This is a genomic window from Companilactobacillus allii (genome assembly GCF_001971585.1).
Classification (GTDB): domain Bacteria; phylum Bacillota; class Bacilli; order Lactobacillales; family Lactobacillaceae; genus Companilactobacillus; species Companilactobacillus allii.
Genome location: NZ_CP019323.1, coordinates 1,082,224 through 1,101,245, shown reverse-complemented (window position 1 = coordinate 1,101,245; position 19,022 = coordinate 1,082,224). Strand labels below are relative to the sequence as shown.

At 36.9% G+C, this 19,022-nt stretch carries 17 protein-coding genes; 4 read left to right on the top strand and 13 right to left on the bottom strand.

Features of this window, described 5'->3' with window-relative positions:
- Positions 1 to 55 precede the first annotated feature (55 nt).
- Positions 56 to 295: a hypothetical protein gene (locus tag BTM29_RS05245; protein ID WP_076614503.1), complete on the top strand. Its 240-nt coding sequence runs from the start codon at positions 56 to 58 to the stop codon at positions 293 to 295.
- 253 nt (positions 296 to 548) lie between these two features.
- Here the strand turns inward: BTM29_RS05245 and BTM29_RS05240 are convergent, their stop codons facing one another.
- The gene (locus BTM29_RS05240; RefSeq protein ID WP_076614502.1) at positions 549 to 1,322 is read right to left on the bottom strand and encodes a glycosyltransferase family 2 protein; all 774 of its coding nucleotides are present in this window, start codon (positions 1,320 to 1,322) and stop codon (positions 549 to 551) included.
- Positions 1,323 to 1,390: 68 nt separating this feature from the next.
- Here BTM29_RS05240 and BTM29_RS05235 point away from each other — a divergent pair, with 68 nt between their 5' ends.
- The 3 genes from BTM29_RS05235 (at position 1,391) to BTM29_RS05225 (ending at position 4,274) form a co-directional block, all read left to right on the top strand.
- Positions 1,391 to 2,143 carry a tyrosine-protein phosphatase gene (locus BTM29_RS05235; protein ID WP_076614501.1) on the top strand — a complete coding sequence of 251 codons (753 nt, stop codon included), beginning with the start codon at positions 1,391 to 1,393 and terminating at the stop codon, positions 2,141 to 2,143.
- A gap of 148 nt (positions 2,144 to 2,291) precedes the next feature.
- Positions 2,292 to 3,635, top strand: a complete 1,344-nt coding sequence (locus tag BTM29_RS05230; protein ID WP_076614500.1) for a zinc-ribbon domain-containing protein — start codon at positions 2,292 to 2,294, stop codon at positions 3,633 to 3,635.
- 354 nt (positions 3,636 to 3,989) lie between these two features.
- On the top strand, positions 3,990 to 4,274 hold the full coding sequence (locus BTM29_RS05225; RefSeq protein WP_076614499.1) for a type II toxin-antitoxin system RelB/DinJ family antitoxin: 285 nt from the start codon (positions 3,990 to 3,992) through the stop codon (positions 4,272 to 4,274).
- A 741-nt stretch (positions 4,275 to 5,015) separates the two neighbouring features.
- Here BTM29_RS05225 and BTM29_RS05220 read toward each other — a convergent pair.
- From BTM29_RS05220 to BTM29_RS05165, 12 genes are all read right to left on the bottom strand, one after another.
- Positions 5,016 to 6,956 (bottom strand): hypothetical protein, encoded by a 1,941-nt coding sequence (locus BTM29_RS05220; RefSeq protein WP_076614498.1) that lies wholly within the window; start codon positions 6,954 to 6,956, stop codon positions 5,016 to 5,018.
- Between the two features lie 358 nt (positions 6,957 to 7,314).
- Complete coding sequence (locus tag BTM29_RS05215) at positions 7,315 to 9,234, bottom strand: hypothetical protein (protein WP_125673055.1); 1,920 nt, start codon at positions 9,232 to 9,234, stop codon at positions 7,315 to 7,317.
- Between the two features lie 120 nt (positions 9,235 to 9,354).
- Complete coding sequence (locus tag BTM29_RS05210; RefSeq protein ID WP_076614496.1) at positions 9,355 to 10,101, bottom strand: glycerophosphodiester phosphodiesterase family protein; 747 nt, start codon at positions 10,099 to 10,101, stop codon at positions 9,355 to 9,357.
- Between the two features lie 99 nt (positions 10,102 to 10,200).
- Complete coding sequence (gene nagA, locus BTM29_RS05205; RefSeq protein ID WP_076614495.1) at positions 10,201 to 11,361, bottom strand: N-acetylglucosamine-6-phosphate deacetylase; 1,161 nt, start codon at positions 11,359 to 11,361, stop codon at positions 10,201 to 10,203.
- Positions 11,362 to 11,479: 118 nt separating this feature from the next.
- Complete coding sequence (locus tag BTM29_RS05200; RefSeq protein ID WP_076614494.1) at positions 11,480 to 12,649, bottom strand: SIS domain-containing protein; 1,170 nt, start codon at positions 12,647 to 12,649, stop codon at positions 11,480 to 11,482.
- A gap of 27 nt (positions 12,650 to 12,676) precedes the next feature.
- Positions 12,677 to 14,674: a hypothetical protein gene (locus BTM29_RS05195; RefSeq protein WP_125673054.1), complete on the bottom strand. Its 1,998-nt coding sequence runs from the start codon at positions 14,672 to 14,674 to the stop codon at positions 12,677 to 12,679.
- Positions 14,652 to 15,074 (bottom strand): PTS sugar transporter subunit IIA, encoded by a 423-nt coding sequence (locus tag BTM29_RS05190; protein ID WP_076614492.1) that lies wholly within the window; start codon positions 15,072 to 15,074, stop codon positions 14,652 to 14,654. The genes BTM29_RS05195 and BTM29_RS05190 overlap by 23 nt, the downstream gene beginning before the upstream one ends.
- 14 nt (positions 15,075 to 15,088) lie before the next feature.
- Positions 15,089 to 15,904, bottom strand: coding sequence for a PTS system mannose/fructose/sorbose family transporter subunit IID (locus BTM29_RS05185; protein ID WP_076614491.1), 816 nt, complete (start codon positions 15,902 to 15,904; stop codon positions 15,089 to 15,091).
- Positions 15,891 to 16,814, bottom strand: a complete 924-nt coding sequence (locus BTM29_RS05180; RefSeq protein ID WP_076614490.1) for a PTS mannose/fructose/sorbose/N-acetylgalactosamine transporter subunit IIC — start codon at positions 16,812 to 16,814, stop codon at positions 15,891 to 15,893. Before BTM29_RS05180 ends, BTM29_RS05185 begins: the two co-directional genes overlap by 14 nt.
- Positions 16,815 to 16,838: 24 nt before the next feature.
- Positions 16,839 to 17,327, bottom strand: a complete 489-nt coding sequence (locus tag BTM29_RS05175) for a PTS sugar transporter subunit IIB (protein ID WP_076614489.1) — start codon at positions 17,325 to 17,327, stop codon at positions 16,839 to 16,841.
- A gap of 37 nt (positions 17,328 to 17,364) precedes the next feature.
- Entirely contained in the window at positions 17,365 to 18,081 is a 717-nt protein-coding gene (locus tag BTM29_RS05170) for a GntR family transcriptional regulator (protein ID WP_076614488.1), read from the bottom strand.
- A gap of 207 nt (positions 18,082 to 18,288) precedes the next feature.
- Positions 18,289 to 19,008, bottom strand: coding sequence for a GntR family transcriptional regulator (locus tag BTM29_RS05165; protein ID WP_076614487.1), 720 nt, complete (start codon positions 19,006 to 19,008; stop codon positions 18,289 to 18,291).
- Positions 19,009 to 19,022 lie beyond the last annotated feature (14 nt).

The window sequence follows — 19,022 nt, the reverse complement described above, 5'->3', positions numbered from 1 at the left end:
TATTATACACAACATGATAACGGTATAATAACCATAAAGAAAGGATGTGTTATCTATGGACGAAATGGTATTTTTTAACCCAGGTGATGCAATTGCTAACTCAAAAGACTTCGGAGAAGCAGTTCGTGGCGCACAAATATACAAAGCTAAAGATCCTTATGAATCATCCTTGATAATTGCCGAAGATGTTTCAGATAAAAAAAGTTTCGTTGTTTACTTCGCAAAAGACGAGAAGTCAAAAGTGAAGGATTCCGATAAGAGTGTTGTTCCTTATCATTTTAAGAAGAAGTTGTAAAACAAAAAAGCAGAGCGTAATCAAGCGCGGTCAATTTCCGAGCATTAACGCAAATAATCCCGATATTCACAAAGTGAATATCAGGATTATTTGTGTTAAGCGGAAGAAATTGCGCTTGGTTACGCGTTTCAGCAGTGAATGTAGCGAAGGGGAACTACGCCTAATTGAAAGTTTCGAAGATAAATATACCAAAGAAAAAAGGCAACAACAACGCGCATAGAACAGCAAGTTTGTTAGAATGTAAGTGGATACATTATTCCATTTCTCTTTTACTATCCTTGTCCAATTTGGAACTTCGAATAGTCTTCAAAACTCTAAGATTGGCAACACCTACATCGCGAACGTTATCTATATCAAAGAACTTCTTAGTTATACTGTCCTTTCGCGATACATAATGATACAAAGGCAAGTTATCAAGATAGAACTTCTTCGCTACAGTAGCGTATTCCACATTAAAAACTTGGTCTTCCATTAAATCCAGATCAGTCTGAAAGTGAATCTCATTATTTTCAATAATGGATCTACGATATACCTTATTCCAAGTATATCCCATCACAGTACCACTGATTTTTGTGATCTGTTTGATTGCTTCATCACGGTCCACAAAACCGTTTTGACGCTTTTCTGTTTTTACTTTACTCTTACCATTTTCGGTATCCATAAAAAAACCACATGTCACAAGATCTGTATCAGTATTCTCAAATACTGTCAAAAAAAAGTCAACATATCCCGGTTCTAACCAATCATCGCCATCAATAAAGTTAACGAGATTGCCAGAGATATGTTTAAGACCGGTATTCCTAGCTGCTGACACACCTGAATTTTGGGTATGTTCATACACTGTGATCCAGTCGTACTTTTTTTCATAACTTGCGATAATATCCAGAGTTTTGTCAGTCGAACAGTCATCGACAACTACCAACTCAAAATCCTTGTTGGTTTGAGCTATCAATGAGTCCAACATCGACATTACGTAACTGGCAGCATTGAATGTTGTCATTATTATTGAAAGTTTATTTTTTACCATTAAATCACCTTAATAGTATAATACGTCGAATGACTATAAATACGCAACAAATCCGGGGAGGAAAAAACATGAAACGAATTTTAAATCTTGACGGAGCCATAAACTTACGTGAATTGGGAGGATATAAAACCACTGATGGTAAACAAATTAAATATAATAAACTCCTTCGTTCAGGGGATATTAGTAATTTAACGCCACAAGCTTTAAAATACCTTAAAAATTACGGATTAAAATACGTTGTCGATTTTCGTGGCGATAACGAACAACAAATGTGGTCAGATAGAAACACTGACTTTTACAAGATATATTCTGACCCTGTCTATCCGCTCAAAGGTAATGGTGACAAGCTTGCTAGCTCCTTGAATAACACATCATCTTATCTAGGATTGATCTATCAAAGTGTACTATTAGATAAAAACGGACAGCAAGCTTATCAGTTATTATTTAACTTATTGCTGGAAAATAATAAAGATAATAATTCTGTACTCTTCCACTGTGCCGCCGGTAAAGATAGAACCGGAATGGCCGCAATCCTCATTTTAAAAGCACTAGGAGTTGACGATGAAACCATCACTCGTGATTATCTATTGACCAACTTAATGTACGCCTCACCTTCTGTAATAAACGGAACATTGAATGACGAGTCTGGTGATCAAGATATCAACAAAATGAACATGACCAAAGCAGACCTTGAAAGTATAACTTCAGTATTTGATGCTATAGAACATTACTATGGAAGCTTTGAGAATTACCTCACTCAAGCCTTGAAGTTTGATAAAAACAAATTAAATCAATTAAGAAATATCTATTTGGAAAAATAAAATGGGAAAACTCAGCTTTTGCTGAGTTTTTTTTTGTATAATTAAGATTCGATATGTGAAAGTTTCGTGAACTTTCATGTCAACATCTTTATACAAAGATATTTATCTTGTATACTTAAGTCTGTCAATATAATGGAGGAATGCGAGTATGTTTTGTCCAAATTGCGGTCAAAGAGTCGATCCATCACAAAAATTCTGCGACCACTGTGGTTATGATTTAACTTCAATTAAAAATAAACGTAACGAATCAGATCAAAATCAAGCTAAAAAAGATGACGATACTATTAAGTCACTAGCTGATATTGAGGCAGAACTTAACGATTCAGAACCTGAATCAAAGTCTGTTCCAGAAAAAGAAATCAATAATTATCAACAAGCTCCTGCTCAAAAGAAAGAATACAATTCACTTAGACAAGCCTCAGAGGTTGAAAACACCAAACAAAATACTGTTAGAACTTTTGAAAGTACCAAAAAAGTTCCAGACGATACTTTGGATGACAGAACTGTCGCCTATGATAAAGACGCTTTCAGACAAGCTTCTAAGAAGCCTTATCAATATGCCAAGTCAGCACAAGAGCAACATGACCCTTCACTAAATGAAACCCAAGACTTGGGTAAGAAGTTTAAAGAACGCTTCAAAACTAGTGAAGATCCTTTCAAACCAACGAAAAGTGAAATGAAAAAGTTACAACAAAAGAAGAAGCAACAAGAAGAATCTGACACTAGTGACGGATTGATTCACAACATGGGTAAGTTTGCTAAGAACAATATTTACCTATGTATCTTTGCAGTAATCATCGTCGCAATACTTCTTGTAGTAAAACGAAATTATGGATTCATTGCACTGGCCTTGGCTGTATTACTATGGTTCCTAGCTTCTCAAGTCAGTCATGGTGGTGAAGTATCCGCTAATAAGAAATTCAAGCGAGATAACCACCCACAATCAGGTTCTGATGAATATAACGAAAATAACGATCACCAAGAACAACAATATAAAGAACCTAAAAAACACAAGACTCATGATAATAGACGTGGTAAGAATATGCGCCAAAAAGTCATTATTGGTTCTTCTGTAATCGGATTCGTTGCATCGATTGGTGGTCCCTTTATTAACGGCGTATCACTATCTAGTACGATTGCTTCTGCTGCTAGTTACACTGCCAACTTTGGTTATCAATACAGCACAATAATAGTCAACTTATCTTCTGCAATCAGACTGATTTGTTTCCTATCACCTATCATCGCCATGATTGCTGCATGTTTCAGGAATCGTGGTAGTGTAAAACTGGTTAGATTGTTTACTGTCCTACCAACAATTATTTACGCTGTCGTCTTTGCAATCTTTTATTCCGGTGCAGTTAATTCAGCTCTAATAACTGGTCAAACAGCTGTTAATGGTACACAGTTTGGTATTAGTTTCTACATTTTACTAGTTACTTCAATCGTTTCATTGGTGATGGCATATGCATTGCATCCCCGTGAAAGACTTTAGGATTTTTATATGCTATGGGATTTTCTTGACGTGATTGGTTAAGGGAACTTTGGGTCTATGTCAAATCGTATTGGTGGACCATATTTCAACTGGAAGTACATCTTTTGATGTGCTTCTTTTTTATACAGAGCGTGACATAACACATTCAGTTTTCGATTTCTTTTTATTAGACGGAGAAAATTGTGTTTTGGCACGCGTTTTCACTGCAAATTTGAGTAGAAAAAAGGTTCTGTCACACCTACTTTTTATGACTATAAATTGCTAACAATATCAGCAATGCTAAAGAATTTAACCAAGTTAAGTATAATTGTACTTGTACGTCAAACAGCGTACAATATCTTTGAGGTGATGAGAATGGCAAGAATTGAAGCTAGAATTGACGGAACCATTAAAAATAAAGCCAAAGACGTATTGGCTAATCACGGACTAACCATTTCTGATTTTATGCGCATGACACTAACAACAGTTGCAAACGAAGGCTTGCCTAAATATTATTCAATCCCTAATCGGCAGTTAAAAGACTCAATCCAAGAAGTTGTTGATGATTTATCTGGAAAAGAAAAACTACCTGAAGCACATAATCTTAAAGAATTAGATCAATTACTTAGCTCTGATGACACATTGAGGCCCTCAAAATAAATGCCAAAATCAATTAAATATACTAAAGCCTTTAAAAAGCAGTTCAAAAAAGGAATCAAGACCCTGAAGTACAATAGAAACGTTAGATATTTTTATAGGTTTCAGGATTTTTAAAAACATTATGATTCCTTGCTTTGTTTGCTTCGCAAACGCGTAATATCACACAATTTTTTCCACTTAACTTAATATAGACCGGTATTTACTTTCGTAAATGCCGGTCTATATTGAGTTAATGCTCGAAAATTCCCGTGTGATATTACGCTCTTAATTTTTTGCTTTTCCACCTAATCCTGTTATAATTGAATTTAAGAAAGTCAGATATGTTTAAACAGATTTGACTTTCTTAAAACTCATTTCTTTACCAATCAAAGATTGAGTTTGCATTAACCAAAACTTCTCCAGTTTAAAAAAACTGATGTTGCGGCTGATGTAGCACTACAATGAATGGGATAGATAGAACAAGGTTCTCCCTTGTTTTTAAAATTCTAAATATATACGTACGGGGATGAATAGAATCGATACCAACAATAATGGTTCATTCTATTCAATCGACCGTAGAGCTGGCGGATAGATTGGATAGATGAACTTTTGCACATAGTCATTTGATTGCCAGTACAATCATTATATAAACCCTCCCAAGATACAAGTTGATTAAAAAAACACAATTCACAAGCAATAGCTTGTGTAAAAATAGCCGGTATTTACGCAAGTAAATATCGGTTATTTTAGTGTATACAATATCTATATAGTATCTGAAATCTCCCAATTCAATTGAGTTGTGTAGACCCCGGCACTGCTTGCACCGTTGAGGTACAATACTAAGCCGTTGTTCTTATACCAACCTATTGATTCTAATTGTTCATTTTCTGCTGTAGACTTCACCACTGCAGAACTTGAAAGTAAGTCAGTATATTTACCGTCATCATCATAATAACGTAGATTTCCGGATAGAGTCTGTCCTTTTTCATTCTCCAAATCAGCACCTTGTGAAACAGAAACGGTCACGGGATTTTTATATCTACGCATATCATCGATCTCAATCAAATTATTCGGCCAATTCAAGTCGTCACTTCGATAAACTAAAGCCTCTTGTCCGTATGAAACAACTTCACCGTAATCGATATCATTTATTGATTGTTCAATCATATCTGTCGAATAACTAATAGACTCTACTTTACCGATCTTTTGGTAACTATCGCCATCATCATCTTTACCAGTAATATATGGAATAGTCTGCGTTGTCTCTTTCTTAGTAATACCACCAACCACAGTCTCCACATCTATAGAATGACTTTGATTATTTTTAAAATTCAAGTCACTAATGATCAAGTTGATTTCTTTTGTTGTATCATTCTCTGTTACTTCATACTCATCAGAACTTAATTCAGTTCCATCTAAAGTCACCTTTGTAACCTCAGTATCCGAGTGTAGTGGCAAAACATACTTACCATCAGATAAAGTACCAGTCTGACTATCGTTGGTTATCGTATTATGATACGTAACTTTATCGCCATTGATCACACCGTACAGCATAGTATCTGTATTGGTATTATCATTGAACGTTTCATTCTCCAACGTGTCATCAATATTTATATCAGGACCACCTTCTGGTGTAACGTACAAGAAGGCATCGTTAGTCGTATAAGACATTGACGTAGTTCCCATTTTCACTTGAATTATCGCTAAGTATAAAGTTCCGTCATCATCAAGCGTTGTCTCTGGCGTCGTGATCGAAAGTGCCTTGCTGTCAACATCTAATTGCGTTCTATAATGTGTGATTGGATCTTCCTTATACCATTTAACACTATAACTGGTGTCATCTTCGTCCAATTCACCAATGTTACCCCTAAGGCTAAACGTTGCAGTCTTACCTGCTTTAACAGTCTGATCATCCAAGCCCCCACCGATCTGCACTTTGGTATCACCTGTTGTTATTGTCCCGTCAGGATTGGTCAAAGTAGCTGTAACTGTGACAGTTCCTGATTTTCGTAATGTATTAGCAGTTATCAATCCTGTATCTTCATCTATAGTAGCCAAATTAGTATCATCAATACTCCACGACAAGGTTCCGGTGAAATTTGCAGGAGTTATATCAGCATGTGCGTACGTTGTTGTATCTGTAACGTCATTGTCAGAATTATACAAATAATCATCATCAGTGGTTACTTCCACATCCGTAGCATTAACTGGATCAGGCAATGAATGGACTGCAGCGACTTGAGAATAGACCACTGGACTAGTAAGTACCTCAAAAAGATAATACCAAGCCACTCTTTGTTGGTAGTAAACGGTACCTGTGGTAGTTGGCGTTACTGGCATATGCTTACGATCACCATTTTCTTTGTCCGGTACTTTGGACCATTTCTGACCATCAGTAGATTGATACCATTTGTAATGTGAGAATCCATTCAAACTGATTGCCCGATCCCAAACTGATCTACCCGAATCCGTGTGAAGAGTCACAGTATTATTTACTTGCACGTAATTATCTGTACTAGGCTGTAAGTTGTATCCAGATGTTAACCATATACCAAGAAACTTCCTGACATCCCCTGTTGGTTTCTTATAATAACCAATCTCAGTATCGTCAGCACTTACACTTCTAGTTTCGTTCACAAAAAATACGACTGTTAGTAGAGTAAATAATAATGTAACAAAGACAATTCCCTTTTTCCTTCTCATAAATTGTGGCCTCCAAAATCTTTTTATGGGGGTTTTTATTGAATCACATGAAATATGCATTTTGATTATATCATGTAGTTCATATACAAATAATTCATTTTATATAATATTTTTTTCTTTGTAATGGTCAGATTGTACAGTCTAAACGCGCAACTAAACACAATTTCTTTTACTTAATCCTTTTCCCTTAAAAATGAGGGTGCTCTTCTCTTTTTTTCTTCTCAAACTTGCAGTCTAAACGCGCAACTAAACACAATTTCTTCCGCTTAGCGCTAAAAGGGGGAAGCATTCACTTTGTGAATACTTCCCCCTTTTTGTGCTAATGCTCGGAAATTCCCGTGTTTAGTTGCGCTCTGCTTTAAACACTATCCTCAAATGTCCAATTCAAAGTAGCACTATACTTACCCTCTAACACCGGACTTCCATGCATATAAAGTAATAAGCCATTTTTTTCACTCCAACCAATGGACTTCACTGGTTCATTTTGTCTGGATGCTTCTACCAATGATTTATTTTCTATAATATCCACATACTTGTCATTGTCATACAATCGTAGGGATCCTGGTAACAGGATCCCTTTTTCATTGGTGAAATTTGATATTTGTGACACAAAAACTTTTAAGGGGCTTTTGACTCTACGTTGATCTTTTATTTCAACAACGTTATTAGGCATATTGGTATCTAGGGTTCTTGAGATTATCTTTTCCTTTGAATATGCATTGATGGAACCATAACTGATATCTCGGATACTTTTATTCAAGATGTTAGTCACATAATTCAGCGTCAGAATATTCCCAACTTTACTATACGAATGGTCTTCTTCATTTGAGACTATCTGAGGCTGAGTGATCAGTGTTTCATTTTGAGTGATACTACCAACTGTGGTACTTATCTTAATATGGCGCGTTTGTTCTGGTAGGCAATTGATATTGTCTATTATCAACGCAGAAGATTTATCGTCATATTCAGCGACATAGCGGTAATCTTTGGGATCTAGTTTTACTCCATCAATTATTACAGAATCAATCCCTGTTCCAGGACGTATCGGTAGTACAAATTCGCCATTAACAAGTGAACCACCGTCACTTTTGTTTATAATATCATTTTCATAGACGACTTTATCATTATGGGAAACCTGGTTAAGCACCGTATCAATATTATCAACATCAAAACTTTCATTTTTGACTTCATTATTCAACTCAATATTAGGTTTATCGGTCGGTTCAACAGTCAACTTGGCTTTATTAGTAGTATAAGAATGATCCTTCCCATTTTCTCTAACGTTAATAACTGCCCAATACAAATCGCCACTATTCTTCATCTTCGGATCAGTCACATCGATGAATGAGGCCTTATTACTACTAGCATCGACTTCTATACTTTGTGATGTTCCAACTGGTTGTCTGAACCACTTGATTGTATATTCACTTTCCTCTTTACTATTCAGATCAAGTTTACCAATGCGTCCTAACAGAGTGAATCTAGCACTTTTACCAGATTCGGTAACTTGGTCCGCTAATCCACCACCAATAATCACTTTGGTGCTGGCACTAATAGTTGTTCCATCAGGATTGTCAATTGTGGCACTAACCGTAACCACGCCACTCTTACCAAGTAAATTGGCGAATAATTCACCAGTTTCTGTATCTATACTGGCTAATTCAGAATTATCAACACTCCATACTAGGTCCTCTGTGTAATTATCAGGATCAACTTGTTCTCTTACCAGAGTAGAGTTGGGAGCAATTTCATTTTTGGTATTATACAAATAATCATCATCATGGGACAATTGGATCTTTTTTGCATAGATATCTTGTGGGACTACATGAACCGCTGCCACTTGTGACCAAGCAACTTGGGTCGAATTGAACCAACTACCAGTCCACACAGCCTTTTGTTGATAATAAGTAGTCCCCACTTCTTTGGGTGTAATGTGAAGATTCTTAGTCATCCCTGCATCATAGTCAGACACTTCAGACCAATTAACACCACCATCAGTAGACTTGTACCAACGATAATTAGCATCCATGAATCCCCATCCCGACTTAACTGCCTTGGTATTCAACACCACTTTATGACCAGGCGTCGTATAATTCTGTGCATCAGGTTGTAGAGTATACCCACTCGAGGTCCACACTCCCAAGAAACTATGAGGAGGGTCACTAGGCTTATTTAGTGGCTTAACATCTTCGGAATCTGCAGTTACATTCTTAATTGAGATTCCTCCAGTGATCACGAATATGAGCATAATCACTAGAAGAAATAATATTCTCCTCATAAAAATTATATTCTCCATTCTCTAATTTTATTTAATTCACATAATTATTCTTTTAAATTTGTCCATAACCAAAAAGTAGCACTCCCATTATTAAGGAGTGCTACTTGCTATTTGTAAGGCTTAGTTTTTTACAAGAAATTTCATGCGGTCAGCAATATTGGTGAATATACCATCTACACCCCAAGAGAATAATTCTTGTGCTCTATTAACATCATCAACAGTCCAGACGTTAACTTGATAGCCATATTCCTTCATCTTCTTGACCTTTGCTTCAGTCAATCCACGACTATCTGGGTGGATGTACTTAGCGTGACTAGCTTGCATGTAAAGATTCCAATCTTCACCCATGCCATAGCAATCAAAGAGCATAGCATAATCAAGACTTGGACGTAACTCGTGCATCTTTTGTAACATTATCGGATTGAAACTAGAAATGATCAATTGCACATCTGGATCCAATCGATCAACAGCACTGGCAAACTGAGAAACCAAACTATCAGCCAAATGATTGGCGTCATCCCCCACGACACCTTTCAATTCAACATTAGCGTTCAACTTATGGATATTCAAAAAGTCGATCAATTGGTCCAGTGTCGGAATCCTTTCACCACGGAATTTCTCTGCGAACCAAGATCCAGCATCTGCCTTTTTGACTAGTGATGCATCAAGTGTCTCAATTGATCCATTCTCATTAGTCGTTCTATCCAACTTATCATCATGTATCACGAAGACTGATTCATCTTTTGTAATGCTCAGATCAGTCTCGATCCAATCAATTCCATAATCAATGACTGCATTAAACCCAGCCATAGTATTCTCAGGTGCTATGGTAGGTATCCCTCTATGAGCAAGTATTTTCTTTGACATTTACAAATCCTCCAAGGAAATTATAAGGCTACTTTCATCTTATTAGTAGTGTTGCAAAAAAAACCTCCAATAATTAAATTGAAGGTTTTTAATTTCAAATTAAGCTTGGTAACGTGATTCTCCATCAAGGTATGTTTCTTCTAGACTCATATCATCATTTAAGACGATGAAGTCAGCATCACGTCCTGGTAAAATAGCACCACATTTATCATCAATGTGACAACTCTTAGCAGGTACATGACTACCCATTGTTACAGACTCTTCGTCAGTAGCAATATTCCAATCAACAACGTTCTTAATAGCATCCTTAAGTAAAAGAATACTACCAGCCAAACTATGTGGTTCTTGTTGTAATCTAACTTGACCATCACCAACAGTTACAGGGAATTCACCCAATACATAGTCACCATCTGGCATCAAACCAGCACTCATACAGTCAGTAATAAGTGCAACGTGTTCTGGGGTCTTCTTGTCAACTAGAGTTCTTGCAGCATATGGATTAACGTGATGACCATCACAGATCAACTCATCATCAACATAGTTCATTGACATAGCAGCTCCAACCATACCAGGTGCACGGTGGTTCAAACCACTCATACCATTATATGTATGTGTGAAACTTGTAGCACCGGCTTCAACACAGGCCTTAGCTTGCTCAAAAGTAGCATCACTATGACCTAAGGCAACAGTAACGCCAGTTTGTGAAACAGCCTTTGTAAATTCAACTGAACCACTACGTTCTGGGGCAATAGAGATCTTCTTGATCATACCCTTAGCTGACTTTTGCCATTCTGTGAACTCTGAGATACTAGGATCTCTGAAGTACTTAGGATTTTGGGCACCTTTGTGTTTTTCAGTATAGAAAGGACCTTCAAAGTGAATACCTTGGATCTTAGCACCAGTACTCTTACCTTGATTATCACCAATTGTCTTACAGATCTCATCTAATTGTTCGTGAGATGCTGTAAGTGTTGTTGGAAGCCATGAAGTAACACCAGCCTTTAATAGACCCTCTGACATCTCGTTGAATTCTTTCCAGCTGTTGTTCATAACATCATCACCAACAAGACCATGGATATGAGTATCAACTAATCCAGGAGCGATAAACTTGTCTGAATAATCAACGATCTTACCAGTTGGTTTGTCATCTTCTTCTGTAAAGTAATCTCCGAACTTACCTTCATCAGTAACTTCTAGATAACCACCATTTTCAGTAGTATTTTGTAAAAAGAACTTCTTTGCATGAATGTAATATGTCATTTTCAATCCTCCAAAATTATAAGTACATTATAACAATAAATCGTGGTCTATACCACACAAAACAACTTTTATTCACAAAAACATCTTCCCTCAAATTGAGAGAAGATGCAATGTAGTGTTATTCATAATCATGAATAGTTACACCCTTAACGACACGGTTAACAGTACCACTTGCTGAAGGTGTATCTGGTGTGTTGCCTACTTTGATAGAGCTAAGTAGTGCAAATGTTTGAGCAAACAAGACATCTGGCAATGCTTGATATAACTCTGGAAGATCAACGATTCCAGATTTCATCAAGAAATTATCACCTGAGAAGTTCTCACTCGCACTAGTTCCAACACCAACAACCTTTTTACAGATTGCATCTCCTTTAACTTCTTCCAAAATATCAACATCATAGTGACGTGTATATTGGTCATTACTCATAAAGTCAAAGACGATCGTCTTGTCGTTCACATATGACTTAGGTCCATGACGGAATCCCATAGAAGAATCAAAGATAGTTGTCAATTGTCCAGCTGTTAGTTCAAGGACCTTTAGTTGAGCCTCCCGAGTAAGGCCTGACAATGCGCCACTTCCAAGATATGCAATACGGTTATAGTCAAGATCAGCAATAGCTTGGATCTCTTCTTCACGACTGATTACTTCTTGGCCCATCTTGATGATAGCGTCGATCCATTCTGACTTATCAGCTTTACTAGTATCAAAGATCAATGCAGCTGTTAGAGTCATACATGAGAAGCTACCAGTCATAGCGAATCCCTTGTCATTTGACTTGGCTGGTTGAAGTAATAATAGATTGCCCGCTTCATTTTCAGCCTTTTTAGCAAGTTTTCCCTCTGGTGCACAAGTAATAGTGATCTGGTAAAGATCCTTAACTATTTTCTCAGCCATTTCAACAGTTGCAACACTCTCTGGAGAATTACCACTTCTAGCAAATGAAACTAAGATAGTAGGATCATCACTTCTAAGATTATCTAGTGGGTCAGATACAATATCAGTTGTTGGAATACTTTCAAAATTGAAGTGTGTTGTATCACCGACTTTATTTAGATATGGTCTTAAAGTATCTCCCACATAAGCTGATGTACCTGCACCTGTGAAGATTACACGAATTTTTTTATCAGGGAAGTTAGAAATTATTTCGTCTAAAAAGTTTTGGACTTTATCTTGATTACTTATGAAATTTTCATAAGCCTCTTTCCACAAATCAGGTTGTTGTTGAATTTCACGGGTCGTTATTTTTGCACCCATTTCTTCTAGTTCTTTATCAGTTTTACTAAACAATGGTATCGGTTCCCTTCTCTAATTAATTTATTCCAAACATTCTACATAAACCACAGCTAATCCTGGAACTTTGAAATCAGCGTGATAGATATTGTTATGACTCGACACATCAATGATCTGGTTTTTAACCTTGGAACCATCACGATATGTGATCGATATCTTACTTACTGGCTTGTCCAACTTGAAGTTAATACCGTCTGTTGTATCCATTGACCAATTGCTGACAATTATCTTTCTACCACTGAAGATAGCCTTGCAATTATACATATCAACTAGATACGAAACATTCAGACACTTCTTCAAGTCTTTCTCACGAAAGTCGATATACTCGCCTTCCCAGCCATACTTTTCATGTTCACCTACTGGCATGATGTAGAACTTATCATTTGCAACAGTAGCTGGACCAACGAGTTCATTATAGCGATTATAAGCGTTAGATTCTTTTGGCATATCTGATAGATAATGTACTTTCACATATGCGCCAACGTGTGTTTGAAGGGTGATTCTCGAATCTTTAACACCTGAAAGTGTCAATCCATCGAACTGCTCATAAACTTGTTTGCCGGTTCTTGGTTGAATAACTTCAATTGAGTCTGCATTGATCAAGTTCAACAGATTCCTGTTGTCCAAGATGATCAAGGCATCCCCATCAAGTAATACGAAGTTATCTTGAATCATTTCAGTGATTTGTGCATTGGATAAGGTATTCAAGAAATTACCTGTCAAAGCAATAGTTTCATTAACAAATTTCTGATCAGTATAATCAAGTGGTCTAGTTGCAAAGCCAAAGATTGCTAACAACTCCAACCATTGAGTCTGAGAAGCCATCAATCCATGAAGCGTTCCATCACCGATCTTGTACTTGGCGACTTTTTGCGTCATAGGGATAATGATTCCATCACGGTCCTCAATTGAAATACCATTTTGATACATGAAATCTGCGAATTCCTTACTTTGAGCCAATAACTCATCATACTTATAAGTCTTATCTATCCCAACACCCATCATGCTGAATAGATTCATTAACAATCCATCTGCTCTAACACTACTGCTTGTTTCCAATTGAAACTGGGTAAAGCGATTTGATTTGGCATATTGAGAATACATATAGTTCTCTAATTCTGGATAGATCTTGTGTTTGTTTCCAATCAGAGTTCTTGTGGCAACTGTGTATTTCTCAAAGTCTCTTGCATATTGAAGTGTACTTACTTCGTTATAGGCCGGTAAATGCGGTCTTGAAACGGCGGGGGTATTTGGTCCACTCAATACTTCAAGTAACTTATGCCAATCTCGATTCTCTAGAGCATGTATCTCTGGCCAAGAGCTCATCAATCCCATTGAGGTATTTGGTGAGACTTTATGTACCTTTTCTTCTATCATACTTGCGGCTTTTAGAATCTCGTCTCTTGCAACTTGTAGATAAGCATCACGATACTTGTTCTTTTCACCTGTGAACATTTTTTTGATGAATTCTTCACGGGTCAGATCACTATGTGCAATAGCATTGTACTTTTTCATGTGATCTTCACAGAAACAACCTAGTTCAAATGGAGCGTTTTTGTAGTGTCTGAAATCATCTTCAAGCCACAATTCATGTGGTTTGATACTGGCATAAATGGCATAAACATCACTGATATATTCCATCCAGCCAACATATCCTGGACAAGCCATCGAAGTACTTAACACACCTTGATAACTGACCATTGGCTTAATGTCTAATTCAGATCTGATACCCAATCCACGGTCAGAATGATTCATTGTTGTCCATGGATTCAAGCTGATCGTGACGTTCATTTCTTTGAGTGGTTGTGATATAGTATCGATCTCTGTAATTAATTCTTGAGCTTTTTTGAGAGTAATATGTGAATCTGACAATTCTTCTTGGTTTATAAAAAATGCTACATCGCTAACTTTGGACTTTTTAACAAAATCAATCAGATCTTGTTTTTTTTCATAGTTATAGATGCTCTTATCTATGGCTAATCTTAACGTATAACGATACTTATTCTTCTTCATCGTCATCATCTGAATCTTGGCTCAAAAAGTCGTTAACATCAACGATGCCTTCTTTGGCCTCCTTCATCAAAGCCTTGATATCTAGCTTATTTGAAACAAACATTTGATTAGCATAATTAATTACCATAGGAAGATTCAATCCTGAAACGACTTGCATTTCTGGGAATTCTTGAGTCAAGTTGACTACTACGTTGCCCGGTGTTCCGCCTAATAGATCAACAATCACATAGACGGGTTCTTTACCATAATATTTTTTAATTTCTGATTCGACTTTTGTTTTTAATGTATCTGGACCATCAGACTTTTGAAGACCAAATGCAGCCGTGTTAGGTAATTCTCCGATGATTAATTCTGCTGATTTCTTTGTTTCAATAGCCATATTTCCATGACTTATTAAGATTAGTGCCATAATTTAAAAACCTCCTAGATTTTGCCTAATACACCGATTGCTGATAATAGAACTGCGAAAATAATAACAATGAAGATAACCTTTGTTGATGTCATACCTTTTTTACCTAATAACCAGTAAACAAGACCTACGACACAGGCTGGAACAAGCTTTGGTAGGATCATATCAATGTTTGTTTGAACACTGAGTGAAACTTTACCAAGGTGTGCAACTAGTGGAACTTGGATATTGATCATACTTGCGATCAAAGCGCCAACAATGAAAACACCAAGTAATGTAGCGGCATCTGTTAAAGCATTTAATTGACCTTGCATCTCTGAAACAAGCTTTGTACCTGTCTTATATGCAAAGTGAAGTTGTTTCCAACGGAAGACCATGATGGCAATGTTAACTGCTAACCATAGAAATAGTCCTAATGGATTACCTTGAGCGGCCATTGTAGCTGCAATAGCACCCATGATAGTTGGTACTAAGGCTGCAAACAATGAATCACCGATAGCAGCAAATGGTCCCATAAGACCAGTCTTAATACCTGAAACAGTATCTAGTGAATCGACACCTTCCTTACCTTCAATGGCAAGATCGATACCTGTAACGATTGTATTAAAGAAATTACTTGTGTTGAAAAATTGGTTATGAGTCTTCATAGCTTCTTTAAGTTCTGGAGTACCATCACCGTAGATTTTTCTAAGCTGTGGCAAGATTGTATAAAGGTAACCTGAAGCTTGCATTCTTTCGTAATTCCAACCCATTTGGAAACCAAACATACTACGTTTGTTGATTTGGTTAAAATCTTTCTTAGTTAATTCGTATTCTTTATTCTTCTTCATCACCGTCTACCTCCCCGTTAGCGTCTTCAATTTCGTCGTCTTCATCTTCGTCATCATCAGTAGGTTTTGGACCTTGAGCAGTGTTTATTTTAGCCATTGATTTCTTATATTCAAGAATGGCGAAAGCACCACCGATCAAAGCGATAGCCAACATTGGTAAAGCGTTGAATACTGTTGTAAATGACTTGTTAGCAACGCTCAAGCCTGCACCAAGTGCTTGGATATTTGAGAATACTGTTGATAACAAAGCTGTAATTGTAAAACCTAAGATCAAGTAAGCGATGTTCTTTTTAACTGGTAAGTAGTGAAGTAAGATTGCGAAACCAACAGCTGGAAGTGTAGCACCGGCAGTTTGTAGACCTGTGTTCAACCATTGTAAGTCTCCGTTTAGATATGTAACCATTGTCTTAACAACACCTTGACCTAGAGCCAAAGCTAGGAAAATAGGAATACCACGTGATAGACACCATGGAATGGCACCCATGATCGTATGTCTTTCAATACCCTTATAGTTGAAGTTATCGATATCCTTATCAACTTTGTGCTGGAAGTATGTGTTAGCAAATCTAGCAAGAATATCAAATGATGTAAGTAAAGCAGCAACCGGAACACCGATAGCAGCGATAGCTGTAGCAGCTTTCATACCTGTACCGATTGAAAAGGCTGTAGCCAAAACAGTACCTGAGTTAGCATCGATCTTTGAAGCTCCACCGAATGTACCAACACCTAGAACTGTTAATTGAAGAGCAGCACCGATAATAAGTCCTGTCTTCATGTCCCCCATGATCAAACCAGAAATCATACCGGCCCAAACGGGTTGACTTAATGATGAGTTCATTTGTAATTCATCATATATGTTGTACATGGAATATGCCGTTAAAAGCAATATCTGAACAATAGTAAAACTCATAGTTCATTCCCCCAAATTTAATTATTATAGTTTATAGTCCTTCAAGACATCCTCAAATTTCTTGATGTTGTCACTTGGAACCATCTGTGCTGTGATTTTGACACCTTTAGCCAAGATATTTTGGAATGAATCATAGTCTTCTTTTGTAAGATTAATAGATTGTGTAAGATGTTGTGTTGTGTCTTTTTGTGACATATTACCAACATTGATAGTGTCGATCTTTACACCATTGTCGAGAACTTTTTCAAGTGTTTCAGGTTTCTTTACAACAATGAAGACACGTTGCTTGTCGTATTTACCGGCATTAATGTTAGCTGAAGCTTTTTCTGTACCTAAGATACTCAAGTTAACGCCTGATGGCTTTGCTAATTTCAAAGCTGTCTTTTGAATATCGTTCTTTATAATATCGTTATCAATAACCATGATTCTTGATGCTTGAAGACTTGTTGTCCATAAATTGGCAACTTGTCCGTGAATTAATCTTTCATCTATTCTTACTGCAACAATTGACATATTTTTTCCTCCAAATTTGGTGATTAAAAATCACTCTCTAAGATTTATTACTAATATCGTGACGAATGTGATAAGCAAACTGGTCGCTTCTGGCAACACTCAAGGTGAACTCGATGACCTGATTATGTGAATTATAAGTCGATCGTTTCAAGTTCAAACAAGGTGTTCCTTCCGCAAGGTCGAGATATTCACTATCTCGTTTACTGATGATCCCTGCCAAAAAGTACTCATCGGCATAATATACCGGCTCGTTAAACTCTTTATCAAAGACATCATATAGTGATCTATCCTCCAGCAGATCTTCAGTCATCAGATTGAAGTGATTGGCTGGCAGATAGGTTCGTTCTAACATAACTGGTACATCATCAGCCAAGCGTAATCGTTTGATCTTGATTACTTGGTCACCGACTTCAACATCCAGTTTGCGTGCGAAATATGAATTGGCCTCCTTTCTGTCAAAACTAAGAATTTTCGTCTGTGGTTTCTTGCCGATGGACATCATCTGCTTATTAAAGCTATAGCTACTATTCAAGTCACTATTTAAGTCAACACGATTTACGAAAGTACCTTTACCATGAACTCGCCTAATTAAACCAGTTACCTCAAGTTCATTAAGTGCTGAACGTACTGTCGTCCTTGATAATTCATACTTATCTGAAAGCTTTCGCTCAGACGGTAATTTTGCATTGGCCGGCATAGATTGAATATAGTTAGTTAATAAGTTTATTAGTTGTTCTTGAAGAGTGATTTTCATATTACTCGGTCCCTTTCTGGTATCAACCACAAGCCCATTGTATACGGTTGCACCTATCTTTACAACGAGTGGAGTATACCATTTATTTGCCGGTTTGTCGCCGTTTCCTAGTGATATCAACGAATTCTAAGCTCAAAAAAAAAGTGGTACTTTTTCATCAAAAGATACCACTTTGCATATTATCAAATATATTTCATTATTATCTGACTACCTATATAAATGTTTCACACGATAATTGAACTCATCAGCACGTGCCCAACTGATCGTATATTCAACCGCTCTATCTAACTTGTCAAAAGTGGTCCGCTCTAATCGCAAACACGGTGCTCCTGTCTTCTCTAATAATAGATTCGCAATTTTCTCATTCAAAATAGACGCCCGACATGACTCGTCGGCCTCTTTGATATGAACATCGTAATCAGCCTCAAAAGTCTGATACATGGAATTTTGTTCCAGAGTCTTCTTATCAAGATCACTGAAGATACCAGCTGGCAAAAAGCTCTTGCCAAACATCATTGGTTTACTATCAGCCAGCCGAATACGATCGACCTCATAGACATTCAGATTATCCTTTAATCTTAAACGTTCTATCAATTCATCATCAGCTGATATTTCCTTGAACTTGATGATCTTGTCACTTGGCTCACGTCCCAGAGTCTTCATAGTCTTTGAAAAACTAAACAAGTCCGCTAGATTAGTCAGAACCTCTGATCTAGCTGTAACAAAAGTTCCCTTACCATGTTGTCTAGTTATTAAATTAGACAATTCCAATTTGTCCAAAGCATTCCTTACAGTTGTCCGACTTACTTGAAATTGTGCCATTAATTCACGCTCTGAAGGCAGACGATCATTAGGTCGCAGTTCATTTAGAATTTGATACGTCAACGTATCAATCAAGTGTTGGGACAAAGATTCCTTTTTATCCATAATATCTCCCTAAT

Bases quoted from the DNA above. Each gene is read 5' to 3' on its own strand.
- BTM29_RS05245 (WP_076614503.1), top strand. From the start codon at position 56: ATGGACGAAATGGTATTTTTTAACCCAGGTGATGCAATTGCTAACTCA.
- BTM29_RS05240 (WP_076614502.1), bottom strand. From the start codon at position 1,322: ATGGTAAAAAATAAACTTTCAATAATAATGACAACATTCAATGCTGCC.
- BTM29_RS05235 (WP_076614501.1), top strand. From the start codon at position 1,391: ATGAAACGAATTTTAAATCTTGACGGAGCCATAAACTTACGTGAATTG.
- BTM29_RS05230 (WP_076614500.1), top strand. From the start codon at position 2,292: ATGTTTTGTCCAAATTGCGGTCAAAGAGTCGATCCATCACAAAAATTC.
- BTM29_RS05225 (WP_076614499.1), top strand. From the start codon at position 3,990: ATGGCAAGAATTGAAGCTAGAATTGACGGAACCATTAAAAATAAAGCC.
- BTM29_RS05220 (WP_076614498.1), bottom strand. From the start codon at position 6,956: ATGAGAAGGAAAAAGGGAATTGTCTTTGTTACATTATTATTTACTCTA.
- BTM29_RS05215 (WP_125673055.1), bottom strand. From the start codon at position 9,234: ATGAGGAGAATATTATTTCTTCTAGTGATTATGCTCATATTCGTGATC.
- BTM29_RS05210 (WP_076614496.1), bottom strand. From the start codon at position 10,101: ATGTCAAAGAAAATACTTGCTCATAGAGGGATACCTACCATAGCACCT.
- nagA (WP_076614495.1), bottom strand. From the start codon at position 11,361: ATGACATATTACATTCATGCAAAGAAGTTCTTTTTACAAAATACTACT.
- BTM29_RS05195 (WP_125673054.1), bottom strand. From the start codon at position 14,674: ATGATGACGATGAAGAAGAATAAGTATCGTTATACGTTAAGATTAGCC.
- BTM29_RS05190 (WP_076614492.1), bottom strand. From the start codon at position 15,074: ATGGCACTAATCTTAATAAGTCATGGAAATATGGCTATTGAAACAAAG.
- BTM29_RS05185 (WP_076614491.1), bottom strand. From the start codon at position 15,904: ATGAAGAAGAATAAAGAATACGAATTAACTAAGAAAGATTTTAACCAA.
- BTM29_RS05180 (WP_076614490.1), bottom strand. From the start codon at position 16,814: ATGAGTTTTACTATTGTTCAGATATTGCTTTTAACGGCATATTCCATG.
- BTM29_RS05175 (WP_076614489.1), bottom strand. From the start codon at position 17,327: ATGTCAATTGTTGCAGTAAGAATAGATGAAAGATTAATTCACGGACAA.
- BTM29_RS05170 (WP_076614488.1), bottom strand. From the start codon at position 18,081: ATGAAAATCACTCTTCAAGAACAACTAATAAACTTATTAACTAACTAT.
- BTM29_RS05165 (WP_076614487.1), bottom strand. From the start codon at position 19,008: ATGGATAAAAAGGAATCTTTGTCCCAACACTTGATTGATACGTTGACG.